General features: G+C 52.0%; 13 protein-coding genes. 11 read left to right on the forward strand and 2 right to left on the reverse strand.

The genetic code is table 11. From position 1 onward, the window contains the following. The first annotated feature begins 18 nt into the window (after positions 1-18). The 7 genes from K9N21_11610 to K9N21_11640 all read left to right on the forward strand — a co-directional run bounded on the left by K9N21_11610 (position 19) and on the right by K9N21_11640 (position 8,620). Positions 19-1,920, forward strand: coding sequence for a TonB-dependent receptor (locus tag K9N21_11610; protein MCF8144555.1), 1,902 nt, complete (start codon positions 19-21; stop codon positions 1,918-1,920). A gap of 27 nt (positions 1,921-1,947) precedes the next feature. Beyond that, positions 1,948-2,463: a cob(I)yrinic acid a,c-diamide adenosyltransferase gene (gene cobO, locus K9N21_11615; GenBank protein ID MCF8144556.1), complete on the forward strand. Its 516-nt coding sequence runs from the start codon at positions 1,948-1,950 to the stop codon at positions 2,461-2,463. A 139-nt stretch (positions 2,464-2,602) separates the two neighbouring features. Continuing rightward, positions 2,603-3,988 carry a cobyrinate a,c-diamide synthase gene (locus tag K9N21_11620; GenBank protein ID MCF8144557.1) on the forward strand — a complete coding sequence of 462 codons (1,386 nt, stop codon included), beginning with the start codon at positions 2,603-2,605 and terminating at the stop codon, positions 3,986-3,988. A gap of 226 nt (positions 3,989-4,214) precedes the next feature. After that, positions 4,215-5,711: a cobyric acid synthase gene (locus tag K9N21_11625; GenBank protein MCF8144558.1), complete on the forward strand. Its 1,497-nt coding sequence runs from the start codon at positions 4,215-4,217 to the stop codon at positions 5,709-5,711. 166 nt (positions 5,712-5,877) lie between these two features. After that, the gene (locus K9N21_11630; protein ID MCF8144559.1) at positions 5,878-6,786 is read left to right on the forward strand and encodes an ABC transporter substrate-binding protein; all 909 of its coding nucleotides are present in this window, start codon (positions 5,878-5,880) and stop codon (positions 6,784-6,786) included. Further along, entirely contained in the window at positions 6,783-7,796 is a 1,014-nt protein-coding gene (locus K9N21_11635; protein MCF8144560.1) for an iron ABC transporter permease, read from the forward strand. The genes K9N21_11630 and K9N21_11635 overlap by 4 nt, the downstream gene beginning before the upstream one ends. A 74-nt stretch (positions 7,797-7,870) precedes the next feature. Continuing rightward, entirely contained in the window at positions 7,871-8,620 is a 750-nt protein-coding gene (locus K9N21_11640) for an ABC transporter ATP-binding protein (GenBank protein MCF8144561.1), read from the forward strand. A gap of 113 nt (positions 8,621-8,733) precedes the next feature. Here the strand turns inward: K9N21_11640 and K9N21_11645 are convergent, their stop codons facing one another. After that, positions 8,734-9,222: a response regulator gene (locus K9N21_11645; GenBank protein ID MCF8144562.1), complete on the reverse strand. Its 489-nt coding sequence runs from the start codon at positions 9,220-9,222 to the stop codon at positions 8,734-8,736. 524 nt (positions 9,223-9,746) lie between these two features. On the opposite strand from K9N21_11645, the gene K9N21_11650 reads away from it, so the two are divergent. Next, a complete protein-coding gene (locus tag K9N21_11650; protein ID MCF8144563.1) occupies positions 9,747-10,940 on the forward strand; it encodes an ATP-binding protein in 1,194 nt (397 codons plus the stop codon). 146 nt (positions 10,941-11,086) lie between these two features. Here the strand turns inward: K9N21_11650 and K9N21_11655 are convergent, their stop codons facing one another. Further along, positions 11,087-11,602, reverse strand: coding sequence for an HPP family protein (locus K9N21_11655; GenBank protein ID MCF8144564.1), 516 nt, complete (start codon positions 11,600-11,602; stop codon positions 11,087-11,089). 994 nt (positions 11,603-12,596) lie between these two features. Between K9N21_11655 and K9N21_11660 the strand changes: the two genes are divergently transcribed. The 3 genes from K9N21_11660 (at position 12,597) to K9N21_11670 (ending at position 14,653) form a co-directional block, all read left to right on the forward strand. Next, positions 12,597-12,953, forward strand: coding sequence for a hypothetical protein (locus K9N21_11660; protein MCF8144565.1), 357 nt, complete (start codon positions 12,597-12,599; stop codon positions 12,951-12,953). A 402-nt stretch (positions 12,954-13,355) separates the two neighbouring features. Next, a complete protein-coding gene (locus tag K9N21_11665; protein ID MCF8144566.1) occupies positions 13,356-13,661 on the forward strand; it encodes a hypothetical protein in 306 nt (101 codons plus the stop codon). A gap of 23 nt (positions 13,662-13,684) precedes the next feature. Then, the gene (locus tag K9N21_11670) at positions 13,685-14,653 is read left to right on the forward strand and encodes a toll/interleukin-1 receptor domain-containing protein (GenBank protein MCF8144567.1); all 969 of its coding nucleotides are present in this window, start codon (positions 13,685-13,687) and stop codon (positions 14,651-14,653) included. Positions 14,654-14,772 lie beyond the last annotated feature (119 nt).

Genomic DNA, 14,772 nt, shown 5'->3' on the forward strand with positions numbered 1-14,772 from the left:
AGGGAGGGTAAGGAGAAAATGATTGGCAAGACACTGAAGAGGGATCTTTTAAGGATGGCCGTGACATTGGGTGTGGCACTGGCGTGGGGCACTGCAAACGCAGGGGAGACGGAACTGGAAACCCTCGAGACGATCACCGTTACCGCGGAACCCTTTGCGGTAAAGGAAAAGGAATCTTCTCGATTCGTATCGGTCTACACCGCCGAAGAACTAAAGGAGACAGGCGCGGACAATCTGGTGGATGCACTCCGAAGAAAGGGCTCGTTTGCGTATAAAGCTATGGGCCCCTTGGGCATCAGCCATGGCGGTATGAACAGCACCCTGTCCATCAGAGGGATAGAAAACGGTGAGCTGGTCTTAATCAACGGCTCTCCTATCCAGGGGGCCGCGGGGCAGGGATACGACCTGAGCGCCATCCCCATCGAGATGATCGAAAGGGTTGAGGTCTTGAGAGGGGCCGCTTCTACGCTCTATGGGGCGGATGCCATGTCGGGCGTTATCAATATTATCACCAAAAAGAATCCTGCGGCGACCTCCACCCGGGCCGCAGTGGAAGCGGGCAATTACCAGTATGTGAACGGCGCGGTCGGTTTTCAAGGCCCTTTCATCAATGCCGGGTTCAATTATCAGCACCTGGAGGGGATCACGGAAATTTCGCGCAGTTTTACGCAAAAATACCGCTATGATACGGAGGGCACCCACAAGTACAACCTGAATCTGGACATCACCCCCTTTGAGGACTTTCACATCGACTATCTGGGATCCTATTATAAGACGGGCTTCAAAAAGATCTTCGACTCGGGCAAACCCATGGATGGGACGGATCAAGAAAATTACGATCAGTTCGCGGATATCAGGTATGAGACGGATGTCTTTAAGGTTAAGGCCTTTGGGAGCTATTCCAGGATTAACAGGGATGAATATACGGACCCGGAAGAACCGAAGGATCGGAACTCAAATTACAACTACGGCCTGGAAGGGGACTTTCGGTATGAACTCCTGTTTACGGAGATCACTATCGGCGGCGATTACACCCATCGTGCCGCAGACTACAACAACCAGTATGGAAAACACCACCGGGACGATTATGCCGTATTCGCACAGCTCAAGAGGGAGTTCTTTGACCGCCTGTCGCTGTCCGTGGGCGCCAGGGAGCAGTTCATTAATGCGGATGCCGACGGGGAGAATTACAACATTTTTTTACCCACATTCGGCGTGGCTTTCAAGACCACCGAAAATCTGAATCTTTTTGCCAACGTGGGAAAGGCCTTCCGTGCCCCTACGTTTACCAACCTTTACAACGCCAGCAACTTCTTGAAGGGAAATCCCGATCTCAAACCTGAAAAGGGGTGGACGTATGAGACGGGCATCAAACTGAATACCGCTTTCACCCAAATTCGTTTGGCCGGTTTCTATATGGATTACTCAGACAAAATCGAGGTGGACCGATCCAAGGGATATCCCCTCACCTATTTTAATGCCGGCGATTATGAGTCCAAGGGCATTGAGTGGCAGATAGACATTTCGCCTTTTGTGAATTATGATGCTTTTTTGAGCGACATCTCGTTCTATACGGCCGGTTACTGGGCCGACCCGACGGCCAATGATCCCAAGGGCCAGGAGTATCAAACCGGGCCCAAATTCAATACCAGCCTGGGCCTCTACTACCTGACGGATGACCTGACCCTCCAATTGATCGCCGATCTCGTGACCAGCCGGGAAAAAAATCTCGACAATACGTTTACACTGGATTTTTTTGGAAAATTCAAGGTATGGAAAGGCTATGTCACGGCGAGCGTGAGCAATATCTTCAATTCCGAAGTCCAGGTTTCGGGCGATTTGTCTTCCACTGCAACCAGTAACTATCTATATTATGGGATGGATCGCATGTTCAAGGTCGGATATGAAATCGGATTCTAAAAGGCGCCACGAATCGAGGAGCCCGAGATGATAGGAACTGTGGAGGTGTATACCGGCAATGGCAAGGGAAAAACAACCGCGGCCTTTGGGCTTGCTCTGCGCGCTGCCGGCGCCGGGCTTAAGGTCTATATTGCGCAGTTTGTCAAGGGGATGAGGTATAGCGAGCTTAAGGCGGTGGAGAGGCTGGCGGATTCCATCATGCTGAAACAATACGGGTTGGGCTTTTTCGTCAACAGAGACCCGGACAAAGAGGATTTTAAGGCAGCCCGGCAGGGCCTGAAAGAGGTCCGGGAGATCGTGGGTTCCGGAATGTATGATCTTGTCATTCTGGATGAGGCCAATATCGCCACCCATTATGATCTCTTTTCCGTAGAGGAGCTGCTGGAAGTCATCCGGGCAAGGCCAACGCATGTCGAACTGGTGATTACCGGCAGGAAGGCGGACCCGCGCATCATGGAAGCAGCGGATCTGGTGACCGAGATGAGAGAGATCAAGCACTACTATAGCAAGGGTGTTAAGGCAAGGATTGGAATCGAGAGATGAATCGGGGATACTTGCCCGTGCGGATAACGGCCGTCATGTTCTTGGGGAGAGACAGACATCGGGGCGAAACCATTGCCGTAAATCCTTCTGGTTATCCCTGGCCGGAAGGTGACAACACGAATGGAGGCCGTAACTTGCCATGATGTCAAACCGAAAGATTCCGGCCTTCGTCATTGCAGGTACCCACAGCGGCAGCGGAAAGACGACGGTTGCCCTGGGAATTATGGCGGCACTTGTCAAAAGGGGATTGAGGGTGCAGCCCTTTAAGGTTGGCCCGGACTTCATCGATCCGGGCCATCACCGCCGGATTACGGGGAGGGATTCCCATAACCTGGACGGGTGGATCATGGGCCGTGCAGAGAACCGGGATATCTTTGATCGCCATTGCCGAGGTGCGGACGTGGCGGTGGCGGAAGGCGTTATGGGTCTGTTCGACGGGCTCTCGGGCACGGATGAGTCAGGTTCAACCGCCCAGATGGCCAAGTGGCTGGATCTCCCGGTCATACTGGTGATCGATGCCCGATCCATGGCGCGATCGGCCGCGGCCGTCGCGCTCGGGTTCTGCAGATTTGATGCGGACCTCCCTTTGAGAGGCATCATCTTCAACCGGGTGGGGAGCGAGGCCCACGCCAAAATGCTGGTTGATGCCATAAGCGTCGTCCCGGGTCTGTCAATGTTCGGGTGCCTGCCGCGCAATGAGGCGATCGGGATGCCTTCCCGACATCTGGGGCTTGTCACGGATGAGGATTTCACGCCGGATGACGACCATGAAGACATCCTGGCCCGCTGGATTGAAACCGGCCTGGACATGAACTCCCTGCTGGAGGCCCTGCCCAAGGTCCCTGTGACGGCGGACACCGTAAGGGCGGGAGGGATGACGGGAGATCCTCTGGTACGTATCGCCATTGCAAGGGACGAGGCATTCTCCTTTTACTATCCCGAGAACCTGCGTCTCCTTCGGGAGGCTGGCGCGGAACTGGTCACCTTTTCCCCATTACGCGCAAGCCATCTGCCCGGCAACATCAAAGGCCTGATCCTGGGGGGCGGGTATCCCGAACTCCACTGTGAAACCCTTTCACAGAACAGGGGGCTCATGCAAGAGATAAGCGCCTTCGGGTTGAGCGGAAGACCGATATATGCGGAGTGCGGCGGGTTCATGTTTCTGATGAAAGAGATCCGGGACCTGGAGGGACGATCCTTTCCCATGGCGGGCATCTTTCCCATGAGGGCAACCATGGCGCGTGGGATCAAGGCCCTCGGATATCGTGAGATCGTCACCCGGCAGGAGGGGATCCTGGGACCGGCAGGAACCACGGCAAGGGGCCATGAGTTCCACTATTCCATGATCGAAGAGAAAGGTATGGATGTTGAATGTATCTATGAGATGAGGGGTCACAAGGCCGATTCAACGGGTAAGGAGGGCTTTGTTAAGAACAGGGTCCTGGGGTCGTATGTGCACCTCCACTGGGGATCCAATCCAAAGGCCGCAACCAATCTTGTGGCGTATTGCCGCAGATACGGGTAGGGAGCATGGAGCAGGGAGCAGGGAGCAGGGAGCAGGGAGCATGGAGCAGGGAGCACGGGGCAAAGGGCGTGGCGGAGGAGGATGGCGGAATATTGAGCACCCTGAAGGGATTGATCGAACAGCGTTCCCTTTGACTTTTTGAAATCGACGCCGAAAAAATCCGCGCGAACCGGACTTCGGTGCTGCGGAAAACGGGTCATGAGATCTTCGGGAAAGCGAGGGGCAAATGGCCAAGGCCATCATGTTTTTGGGGACCGGGAGCGACGTGGGAAAATCCATCGTCGCCGCGGCCTTCTGTCGGATCGCCAGGAGACGGGGCTTCAAGGTCGCCCCTTTCAAGGCCCAGAATATGTCCAACAACTCCTTTGTCACCATAGAGGGGGGGGAGATCGGCCGTGCGCAGGTGGTCCAGGCCGAGGCCGCCGGCCTCCTTCCTTCGGTCCACATGAATCCGATCCTTCTCAAACCGTCTTCCCATATGGGTTCCCAGGTGATCCTTCAGGGGAAGGTCTTTGGAACCATGGAGGCCCTGAATTATTATGAGTTAAAACCGAGGCTGAGACACGTGGTCATGGAATCCTACCGCACCCTTTCCCGGGAGTATGATTTGATCGTGATGGAAGGGGCGGGAAGCTGCTGCGAGATGAACCTGAAGCAGAATGACCTGGTAAATTTTTCAATGGCCCGTGAGGCAAAGGCGCCCTGCGTCTTGATAGGGGATATCGACAGGGGAGGGGTCTTTGCACAGATCATCGGGAGCTTTCATCTGATGAGCCGGAAGGAGCGGGAGATCACCATCGGATTCCTCATCAACAAATTCCGGGGAGACCCGAGGCTTTTCCTTTCGGGGATGCGATACATCGAGGAGAAGACGGGTAAACCGGGATTCGGCCTGATCCCGTTTTATAACGATATCCTCATCGATCCCGAAGACTCGGTGGCGGTCCAGGAGGATCGGCGCACCCTAAAACCGATAGGCCCCAAGACGGTGAATATCGCCGTACTCAAGCTGCGTGCCATCTCCAATTTCACCGATATGGAAGGGCTTGAAAGAGAAAAGGATGTCATCGTCAATTACCTTTTCAGACCCCAGGACCTCTCCCCGGAATATGACTGCCTCATCCTTCCGGGGACCAAGAATACCATGGAAGACGCGGCCTGGCTGGCCCGATCCGGGTGGAAAAGGGAAATCAAGAGATTTGTAGAGGGCGGAGGGCGGGTCTTGGGGATCTGCGGGGGATATCAGCTCTTGGGTGAGGCCGTAAGGGATCCCTTTGGCGTGGAATCGGACCTGAAGGTGATCCGGGGCCTCGGTATCCTTCCCGTGGAAACCCTCCTTGAAGGGGAAAAGGTGGTGAGAAAGGTGACCGGAACCTCTTTGACTACCGGGAAAAGGGTCGGCGGCTATGAGATCCACATGGGGAGAACCCGAATCCTGAAAAAGACCGGGGGGCCCTTGTTGCGGATACACGAACCTGGAAAACGCCGGGTCTGGGAAGACGGATGGACCTTGAATGACGGGCATATTGCCGGGACCTATGTCCACGGCATCCTGGATTCACCGGGATTCAGGGGGGACTTCCTCAATCAAATCAGGCGGGCCAAAGCCCTGAAAGAAAGATCCCCCGGGCCGGGGAGGCTGGCCCGGTTTCACCAGTATGACAGGCTTGCCGATCATTTTGAATCCCACTGTGATGTGGAAGGGATCCTGGCACGCCTGTGAAGATTTTCGACCTGGTGTATGGCAGGCGTCCGCAGCGACGCCGGCAGAGGCGCTCCCAAAGGGGCTCAAGGGGCCTTGTTGTGGGGGATTCCGGGTTCCCCGGACCCTTGCCGAAATCGTCCGCTATGGGACCGGATAGGGAGATCCGGATGAAGGGACAGGTGCCATGAAACGTGTTCAATGCATTCGTTTGATTCAGGAAATTTTCATTGCCGCAGTGTTTGTATTCTCAACCCCCTGCACGCTGCTGGCGGATCAGGATCACAGTGGGGATACTTCCCGGCCCATCCCTCAAAGAGTAATTTCGCTGGGGCAGACCATCACTGAAAGGATCTATCTGCTGGGCGCCGGAGACAGACTGGTTGCAAACACCATCTACTGCGTGGAGCCCGAGGATGCCAAATACAAGGAAAAAATCGGCACCCTCCTCCAGGCCAACCTGGAAAAGATCATCAGCCTCAAGCCCGACCTGGTGATTGCCAGCAACCTGGCGAGGCAAAAACAATTGACAAAACTAAAGGCCCTGGGAATACGCGTGGTTCAATTCTCTTACCCCAAAAGCTTTGAGCAAATGTGCCGGCAGTTTATTGAATTGGGAGAAATCCTTGGACAGAGGAAAACCGCAGAAGAGGTCGTCCAGAATGCCAGGAAAAGGGTGGCAGCGATCCGCATGAAACTGGAGGACTTGCCCAAGAAAACGGTCTTTATGCAGCTGGGTATCAAGCCGCTTCATGCGGTGACAAATAAATCGTTTTTAAACGATTACATCGAATTCGGCGGAGGGATAAATGTCGCCCTGAATGAGGGGAGGGGGACCTACAGCAGGGAAAAGGTCCTGAGCGTAAACCCGGAAGTGATCATTGTCGCCACAATGGGTTCCAGCGAAGGTGAAGCCGGAAAACGAGAGAAAGAAAGGTGGATGACCTATCCCTCTATTGCCGCGGTAAAGAACCAAAACGTATACGTTGTCGATCCGGACAAGCTTTGCAGCCCCACTCCCGTCACATTTGTGGAGGCCTTAAGAGAGATCGCAGGGCTGATACATCCTGATCTTGGCCATGGTGATGTGAAATGATGGATAAGAAGATGGGTCGATGGCTGATGCTTCTCTCAATTGTCGGCGCCTTGTTGTGCGGCATTTGCATTATTTCCCTTTGTTTGGGCGCCGCAGGGATACCCATAAAAAGAATGCTTCACATCATGCTGGAAGGAAAAGGGTCAGGGGAATACAGCATCCTGTTTGACATTCGTCTGCCCAGGATCATCTTGGGGTTTGCCGTGGGAGGTTCATTAAGCCTTGCCGGGGCCATATTGCAGGGGGTTTTCAGGAACCCCCTTGTGGAGCCGTACACCCTGGGGATATCCGGCGGCGCTTCACTGGGCGTATGCATGAATATTGTATTTAGGTGGTATGACGCCATAGGGGTCATTGCGTTTCCCCTCTCCGGCTTTTTGGGCGCCATACTGGTTATTATCTTTGTTTACCGCATCAGCATGAGAACGGGGGTGTTGAAGACCCAGGGCATGTTGCTGACAGGCGTGATGATCAGTTTTATCTCTTCCTCCCTGGTGATGCTCATCATGGCGGTGTCCCGCAGCGAGGAGGACCTTCACAACATCGTGTTCTGGATTATGGGGTCTCTTGACGAACCCAACATGCTTCTCATAAAAGTCGCTGTCGTCGGCGCGCTTGCGGGGCTCATCGTGTCGTATTTTTTCTGCCTGGACCTGAATGCCCTTGCGCTTGGGGAAGAAGAGGCGATCCATCTGGGCATCGATGTGGAGAAGACAAAACGGTTCTTGTTTATCATCGCATCGGTGCTTACGGGTTTAAGCGTGTCCGTCGCAGGCATTATAGGATTCGTAGGCCTCATTATCCCCCATTTCATGCGCATGTTTACGGGGCCGGACCATCGTATCCTTCTCGTCACCGTGTTCCTGGCAGGGGCATCGTTTCTGATCCTTTGCGATACCATCGCGCGTATTGTCATCGACCCCTTCGAGCTTCCGGTGGGTGTCATTACCGGGATCATCGGGGGCGGGGTTTTTGTGTATGCCCTGAGTAAAAAGCAGGTTACCTTGTGAATGATGCGCTCCTTAAGGTGGAGAACCTTTCCTGCGGATATGGAAAGGACCTCATCCTCCGTGATATCACCTTCATGGTATCCCCCGGCGAGCTTCTGGGGATCATCGGGCCGAACGGGTGCGGAAAAACAACCTTGCTCCGGGTGATCTCGCGGGTCTTGAAACCCGATCGGGGGAAAATCTTCATCGAGGGCCAAAATATAGACAGGATGCGTCATAAGGAGATTGCGCAGAAGATCGCCGTGGTCTCGCAAACCCTGGAGTCGACGTCCATGACCGTGCAAGAGTATGTGCTCCTTGGAAGAATCCCCCATTACCGGAAATACCAGTTCCTTGAAACGGGTGATGATGATGCGATCACACAAGAATATATGGAGTTAACGGGCGCGCTCAAATTGAAAGAGACACGGATGTGCGAACTCAGCGGGGGGGAGAGGCAGCTGGCCTCCATAGCGAGGGCCTTGACGCAGGAACCGACGTTGCTGCTGCTGGATGAACCGACCGCCCACCTGGATATCACCCATCAGGTGCGTATCCTTGAACTTGTAAAACGGTTGAATCAGGAATTAGGACTGACGGTCGTTATGGTACTCCATGACCTGAACCTCGCCAGCGAGTATTCCTCCAGATTGCTCCTTCTCAATAAGGGATCCATTCATAAGATCGGGACACCCGAAGAGGTGGTGACCTACAGGACCATCGAAGACGTATATGAAACAGTCGTTTTTGTCGACAAAAATCCTCTCTCGGGCAAGCCCTGCATCTTCCTCGCGACAGAAGAGGACATAAAAAGGGCCGATCGAAACAGGACCGGCCCGGTTTAGTGCGGTCGCTCGGATATCCCATATCAGAGCGTTGGGATCATTGGGAGACGGTTGGATCCTATCATTGCCAAGGTTGTCAACCGGAACGACGGAAAGACATCGCCCGTTTCCCCTCAGCTCTTCATTTCCGCTATGAATTCCTTGAGGAATTGATCTTTTTCTTTCCAGTCGGGTCCGAAGTGATGGTCAAAAAAATCTCCGGGTTTGTGGAAGAGCCGCCGCCATCCGGACTGGCCCCCTGACACGACCACCTCTTCGAGAAACGATTTCAGTTCCGAGACCTTTTCCTTGGGAAGGAGAAAAAGGGCGCCCAATTTGATGGACTTCTTGATGGTTTCCGGACTCAAGGCGTGGGCCGTGAGCATCACGGTGGGAAATCCTTTGGCCACGGAGATCTTCAATAGATCGAATCCGTTGACGCCCATGATATCCAGGACCACGATGTCATAGGTGTAGCTCTGGAGATACTGGCGGGCCCGTTCGTAATCCGTCGCCTTGTGCGTAATGCACATATCCAGTTCCTCTGCGACGGTTTCGAGGATATCGGGCTCGTCATCCACCAACAGGACAACCTTGTCTTTCAAGGGGCTTTCCGAACTCATGTGTCTCTCCGCTCCTGTGGTTGAGTTATGCCGACTTTGTGCATTTTAGCACAAACCCGGCCTTCGGTCAAAGGAGAATCGTAACCGGTGATCCGCCTTGCGTTCCTCCAGTTTTTTCTACCTTTCAAGAAGTCACCGGGTGCCCGGCGCCCGACATCACAAAGGACTTCCATCTCTCGGCCCCGGACAAGATTTCCGACAAAATGCCTTGCACAATTACCCTTCCGTCATTCCGGCACGGTTTTGGCCGGAATCCAGAAATACGCAGGAGGGGATTCCGGCTAAGGGCATGCCGGAATGACAGCACAGCACAAGGCGTTTTTGGTTTAGGGCATCCGCATTAGATAGCGTGGTTTATTCAGCCGGCATTCTATTTCTAAGATGATTAGTGGCCTGGGTGGTCAAATGAGCATCCGGTCAACCGGAAAGGGCGCGTTTTTTGACCGACATTTTAAGGTTTTGGACAATTTGAAATCGGAACTTTCAATTTGACACGAATCCCGATTCCATGGTATCTGTAATCCATGATCTTTAGAACCCTCTCAAAGCGATTAAAACAACTCGCCGGCCCTTTTCCTGTGGTCTTTGTCACCGGACCCCGGCAGTCTGGAAAAACAACCCTGGCCCGGGCCACGTTCCCCCAATTTCATTATATTTCGTTGGAGGATATGCAAAACCGGGAAGAGGCTGTTGAAGACCCAAGGGGATTCCTCCGTCGGCTGGAAGGAAGAGGAGCCATACTGGACGAAATCCAGAGGACGCCGGACCTCTTCTCTTATCTCCAGGGCTTTGTAGACGAATCCCGCGGAGGCCCCCTCGTCCTTACCGGTTCCCAGCACTTTCTCCTGTCAGAGAAGATCAGCCAGTCCCTTGCCGGCAGGGTCGCGATTTTGGAATTGCTCCCCTTTTCCCTTGCCGAGCTGTGCAGCCGGGAGGCCCTCACCCCGGATACCTTTATTGAGCCCGGGCATCACGTCCTCGATTACCCAGGGCTTGCTTTATACGAAACCCTGTTCAGGGGATTCTTCCCGCGCATTCATGACCAAGACCTGGATGCCGCCGTGTGGCTGGACGGTTATGTTCGGACCTATGTGGAGCGGGATGTTCACCATGTGGCGGGAATCGGCGACATGGATGCCTTCACCCGGTTTGTGGGTCTGTGTGCAGGTCGGGTGGGTTCCCTTCTGAACGCGTCTTCTCTGGGCGCGGATGCCGGAGTCACCCATGTCACGGCCAGGAGATGGCTTTCCATCCTTCGGGCCAGCTATATCCTTTACCAGCTCCCGCCGCATCATCAGAACTTCTCTAAACGGCTCATCAAGAGTCCCAAACTCTATTTCGTGGATACCGGACTTTTGTGCCATGTATTGGGGATTCGGAAAGCTGAGGATCTACGTAACCACCCGTTGCGAGGCGCTATTTTTGAGAATTTCGCTATAAATGAGGTTCAGAAGGTCTTTCTCCACAACGGGGAAAGACCGCCTCTCTATTTTTGGCGCGATCATCGGGGTCTCGAAGTGGACCTTCTCATTGATCTCGGGACCCGCCGAATTCCGGTGGAGATCAAATCCGGGGAGACCGTGGCTGCAGACTTCTTTGATGGCCTGGATCAATACATCCAGCTCTCCCATGACCCTGGAGGAATGCTTATATACGCGGGACGGGAAACCTACCGGCGGAGGAACCACGCAGTACGTCCGTGGTGGACATGTTCCTGAACAGGCTTGTGGACAGGGTCTGAAGGAGTTTACATGCGGTAATGCGGCGGCCCGGACCCGGTTCCGTTTGTTCATCCGCCCCCCACATCCTTGGATCAGAGGATGTCCTCTAAATCAACTGCTGTCTTCTACGATCGGGGGGTGGGTTATTTCGAATGCCGTGCCAGCAGCCACATGGTGGAACGTTCAATCAGGACAAGCGCTGCGGTCACACCGAGGGCCAGGGCAAAAAGGATCAAGTTGCTCTCGTCCGCCACCCGGAATGCAAAGATGAGAGATGTGCTCACCGCCGGAGGGTGTACCGCATCGAGGAGAATCATGAGCAGGATAGCGGCAACCATCGCCACCCCTCCGGATATATATCCCGGACCCAGTATTTGATACATCAGCAGTCCCAGTAATGCTGCGCACAGATGCGAAAGCACCAGCGAGCGAACGGCATTCGTGCCGTGCATCGGGTCGAGATAGATCAGAAATGAACTCGATGCAAGGGAAGAAAAAAGGAGGCGCTGTCTGTTCAGGATCTCCACAAAAAAAAGCACGGCAAGAACGGTCAGGGTAGGCAGAATCACCAGGAGTAACTCTTCTTTGAAACCGAATCTTCGCCTCGCATAACGGTCGGCCCCCGCGACGGGCTTCAGACTTTCACGTTTTTTCAGCACCGTTTCTTTATCGATTGATTCCTGCCTTTCGAGGATGCAAAAGGAGATCGGCGATCAGTGTCATGGACACGGATGGATTCCTTTCTCTACTGTTTCCTCCCCGTCCTTCATATCATGCGGTTCCTGATCTTCTTGTATAAAAACGGGTGCCGGGCGGCCATAGGGGCATTCCTGTATTTCTCTGTGAAAAAGGCGGTATTTCGTTGTCTTAGTTCGGACAAAGGTAACATCTCAATAACTGGGGGTAACCGGTCTGGATTCCGGCCTTCGTAAGAATGACAAAACAACCCACCCCCCCGTCATTCCGGCAAAGGCCGGAATCCAGGAAGTCTGTGGAGAAAGTATTCACCCCGGTTTATTGAGAAGATACGGACAAAGCTTTGCAGATATTCGGCGATACCCGCCAGGAACCCACTATGGCATACTCCTCCTAAGACCCGAGAGCGAAGGAATTCCACAGATGAAACAACTGGTTCAGGAAGTTTTGAAATCGGGCATGTTGGAGCGTTTGACAGGGTGTATCGGTGTAGCAACTCCCGGAAAGCTGAGAATAAGGCGGCCGAAAATTGTTGAGTGAGATCCCGAAAACACGGGAACTGTAAGAATCTGACTACGAAGCGCTTTAAAAGCCCCTCGACTTCAGGTGAATGCATGCCCCCTACCGAGACATGATTTTTCTTGACTTATGCTCATTTCGCAATAAGATGGCCAATATTTAATCCATCAGCTATCAACCGAGTGTCCTGGCTTTCAGCTTTGACCTTTCAGCTTTGAGCTTTAACCTTTCGCCTTTGCGCTTTCAGCTTTCAGCTTATGAACCATCCTCTCAAATATCCCATACCCCGCTCCTGACAGGTACTTTTTCCTGTCGGGAGCAAAAACCTTCAGCCTAGATCCGAAGATTTCCCTTTCACAACCTTACAAACAGAACGATGCTAATCCCGAGTTGGGATATTCTTTGTCAAAACCCGGCATCTGACTTCGGAGTCTGATCATGGCAAAACACAGCCATTTACCCAAATACAATGAATTTCTGAATCCATTATTTCAGGCCCTTCATGACCAAATAGCGGTCAACAGCGGACCTGACCGCTTTTCAACCATATTTATTCACTATGCAAGATTTGACACCCAACGCCCATTTGGAAGCAACGAAATGGCAGTCATCGTACCTGAGAAAGAAGACCAAGCGCTTATCCATCATAGGTTATTTTCTGAAATCGAATTGGGAATTATAAAAGATTCAACCAGGGCAGAGTTACTGTCCATAATAAAGAAAATGATCGACAGGCATTCTATTGATGCCGTAATCCTCGATTGTACTGAATTGCCTTTAATTAATCCAGGGTAAACCCCCGGCTGTGCCGGGGGACTCCCAAAGTTTGACGGTTCCGGGAATATACCGCTGTCGTTCCATAGAGGTAGAACGCCGGGCTATTCAGTTGAGCAGACACCTATCGCCAAAAAGGGGCGCAGGGCAGCGGTTCCACTCAGTACATATAGCCTCTGTTTAGGAGGAACGGAAACCTGAGAAACCAAAGCCCGGATTATGTAGGTTCTGGGTTTTGTTTTTGACGATTTACACTTAATCAAGACGAATTCGGAATTCCTTTTTTAAATACAACAGCAATCCATGCCGAAAGTATCGTAAGTTACTGTATTGGAGAAGAGACTTAACAACTTGCTGCACCAGATTCGGGTCAACAAAGCGGCCCTCACTGGTGAGCAATACGTTGGGCATAAGGAGTCTATCATGATTACTATCAGAATTGGTGAATCTGAAAGGGAAATCGGCGATGCAGACGAAAGTTGGATAAATCAGCAAATTAATCAGCGCCGGGCGGATGGCTTATCGGTTTGTGTAAGAGTAATCGTTAAAGAAGGCGACTTGGATATGATTTTATCGACTCCAACGTGCAGTTCCAGCGGAGGCGGCGGCAGACCTCCACGACCTCGCGAAAAGAATGTGTTCAATCTTTGGAATCAACGGGGATTAAATGAAACAAATTTTACTGGAGGGAACTTAGTCGCTTTTCTGAAGCAGCTAAAAAATTTGTGATTAATTCAAAAGGAAAAAATATAATGGCAAAGCTGTTTTTTTCTTATTCCCATAAAGACGAAGATCTACGAAATGAATTAGAAACCCATCTTGCCCTATTGAAACGGCAAGGAGTTATCTCTTCATGGCATGATCGTCGTATCATTGCTGGCAATGATTTTGACGAAAAAATTAGCTCCGAGTTAGAATCATCCCAGATTATACTCCTACTAGTCAGTGCTCATTTTCTCGCTTCGGACTATTGCTATGAAAAAGAGATGACACGCGCGATAGAGAAACATGAAGATAAAAGCGCAGTAATTATTCCCGTTATTTTGCATCCTTGCGATTGGCATTCAGCTCCATTTGGCCATTTAAGAGCTACGCCGACAGATGGAAAAGCTGTTTCAATGTTCGCCAACCAGCACGAAGCCTTCGCCATTGTTGCTAAAGATGTTCGCGAAGCCTCTAAAATAATCCCAACGCCTCAATCAACCAAAAACTTTGAAGATTATGGTGTGAGACTCCAACCTAAAATCTTTCCAAAAGCTCGTTCGAGCAATTTAAGAATTAAAAGAAAATTCGATGATCACGAACGGGATGAATTTTTAGAAAATACCTACGAATACATAGCACGCTATTTTGAAGGATCACTGCAGGAACTTTCTGAAAGAAACTCACAAATTAAGAGTAGGTTCAAACGATTGAGTGAAACAAGTTTTGCTGCGTTTATTTATGATAGTGGTGAACGAGTCGCTGAATGCTCAGTTTATTATGGGGCGGCTACTTTTGGGTCCGCTGGAATAGCCTTCTCGCATTCTGGTGATGCCCCGATGAACAGTTTAAACGAATCACTTAGTGTTGTAGATGATGGGTTCACTCTTCAACTTAAACCATTAGGTATGCAGATGTTTAATAATCGTCGCGATGAAGCCCTGTCACAACAAGGGGCTGCAGAATATTACTGGAGTTTGTTTATTAAGCGATTGCAGGAACGGCGCGTGTCAAGATAGTTGTCGGACGAGGTGACTATGCAGCTTTTTTCATTTCGTCCTTCAGCTGCGGATTCAGCCGCACCGTTGGTATTGGATTCCAGTTACGAGTCTTCCCGGACCAACGCTCGGGATGCCGC

It is taken from the genome of Deltaproteobacteria bacterium (assembly GCA_021737785.1).
Classification (GTDB): domain Bacteria; phylum Desulfobacterota; class DSM-4660; order Desulfatiglandales; family Desulfatiglandaceae; genus AUK324.

Excerpts from the sequence above, each read along its gene's own strand:
- K9N21_11610 (MCF8144555.1), top strand. The coding sequence starts at position 19 with ATGATTGGCAAGACACTGAAGAGGGATCTTTTAAGGATGGCCGTGACA.
- cobO (MCF8144556.1), top strand. The coding sequence starts at position 1,948 with ATGATAGGAACTGTGGAGGTGTATACCGGCAATGGCAAGGGAAAAACA.
- K9N21_11620 (MCF8144557.1), top strand. The coding sequence starts at position 2,603 with ATGATGTCAAACCGAAAGATTCCGGCCTTCGTCATTGCAGGTACCCAC.
- K9N21_11625 (MCF8144558.1), top strand. The coding sequence starts at position 4,215 with ATGGCCAAGGCCATCATGTTTTTGGGGACCGGGAGCGACGTGGGAAAA.
- K9N21_11630 (MCF8144559.1), top strand. The coding sequence starts at position 5,878 with ATGAAACGTGTTCAATGCATTCGTTTGATTCAGGAAATTTTCATTGCC.
- K9N21_11635 (MCF8144560.1), top strand. The coding sequence starts at position 6,783 with ATGATGGATAAGAAGATGGGTCGATGGCTGATGCTTCTCTCAATTGTC.
- K9N21_11640 (MCF8144561.1), top strand. The coding sequence starts at position 7,871 with ATGGTATCCCCCGGCGAGCTTCTGGGGATCATCGGGCCGAACGGGTGC.
- K9N21_11645 (MCF8144562.1), bottom strand. The coding sequence starts at position 9,222 with ATGAGTTCGGAAAGCCCCTTGAAAGACAAGGTTGTCCTGTTGGTGGAT.
- K9N21_11650 (MCF8144563.1), top strand. The coding sequence starts at position 9,747 with ATGATCTTTAGAACCCTCTCAAAGCGATTAAAACAACTCGCCGGCCCT.
- K9N21_11660 (MCF8144565.1), top strand. The coding sequence starts at position 12,597 with ATGGCAAAACACAGCCATTTACCCAAATACAATGAATTTCTGAATCCA.
- K9N21_11665 (MCF8144566.1), top strand. The coding sequence starts at position 13,356 with ATGATTACTATCAGAATTGGTGAATCTGAAAGGGAAATCGGCGATGCA.
- K9N21_11670 (MCF8144567.1), top strand. The coding sequence starts at position 13,685 with ATGGCAAAGCTGTTTTTTTCTTATTCCCATAAAGACGAAGATCTACGA.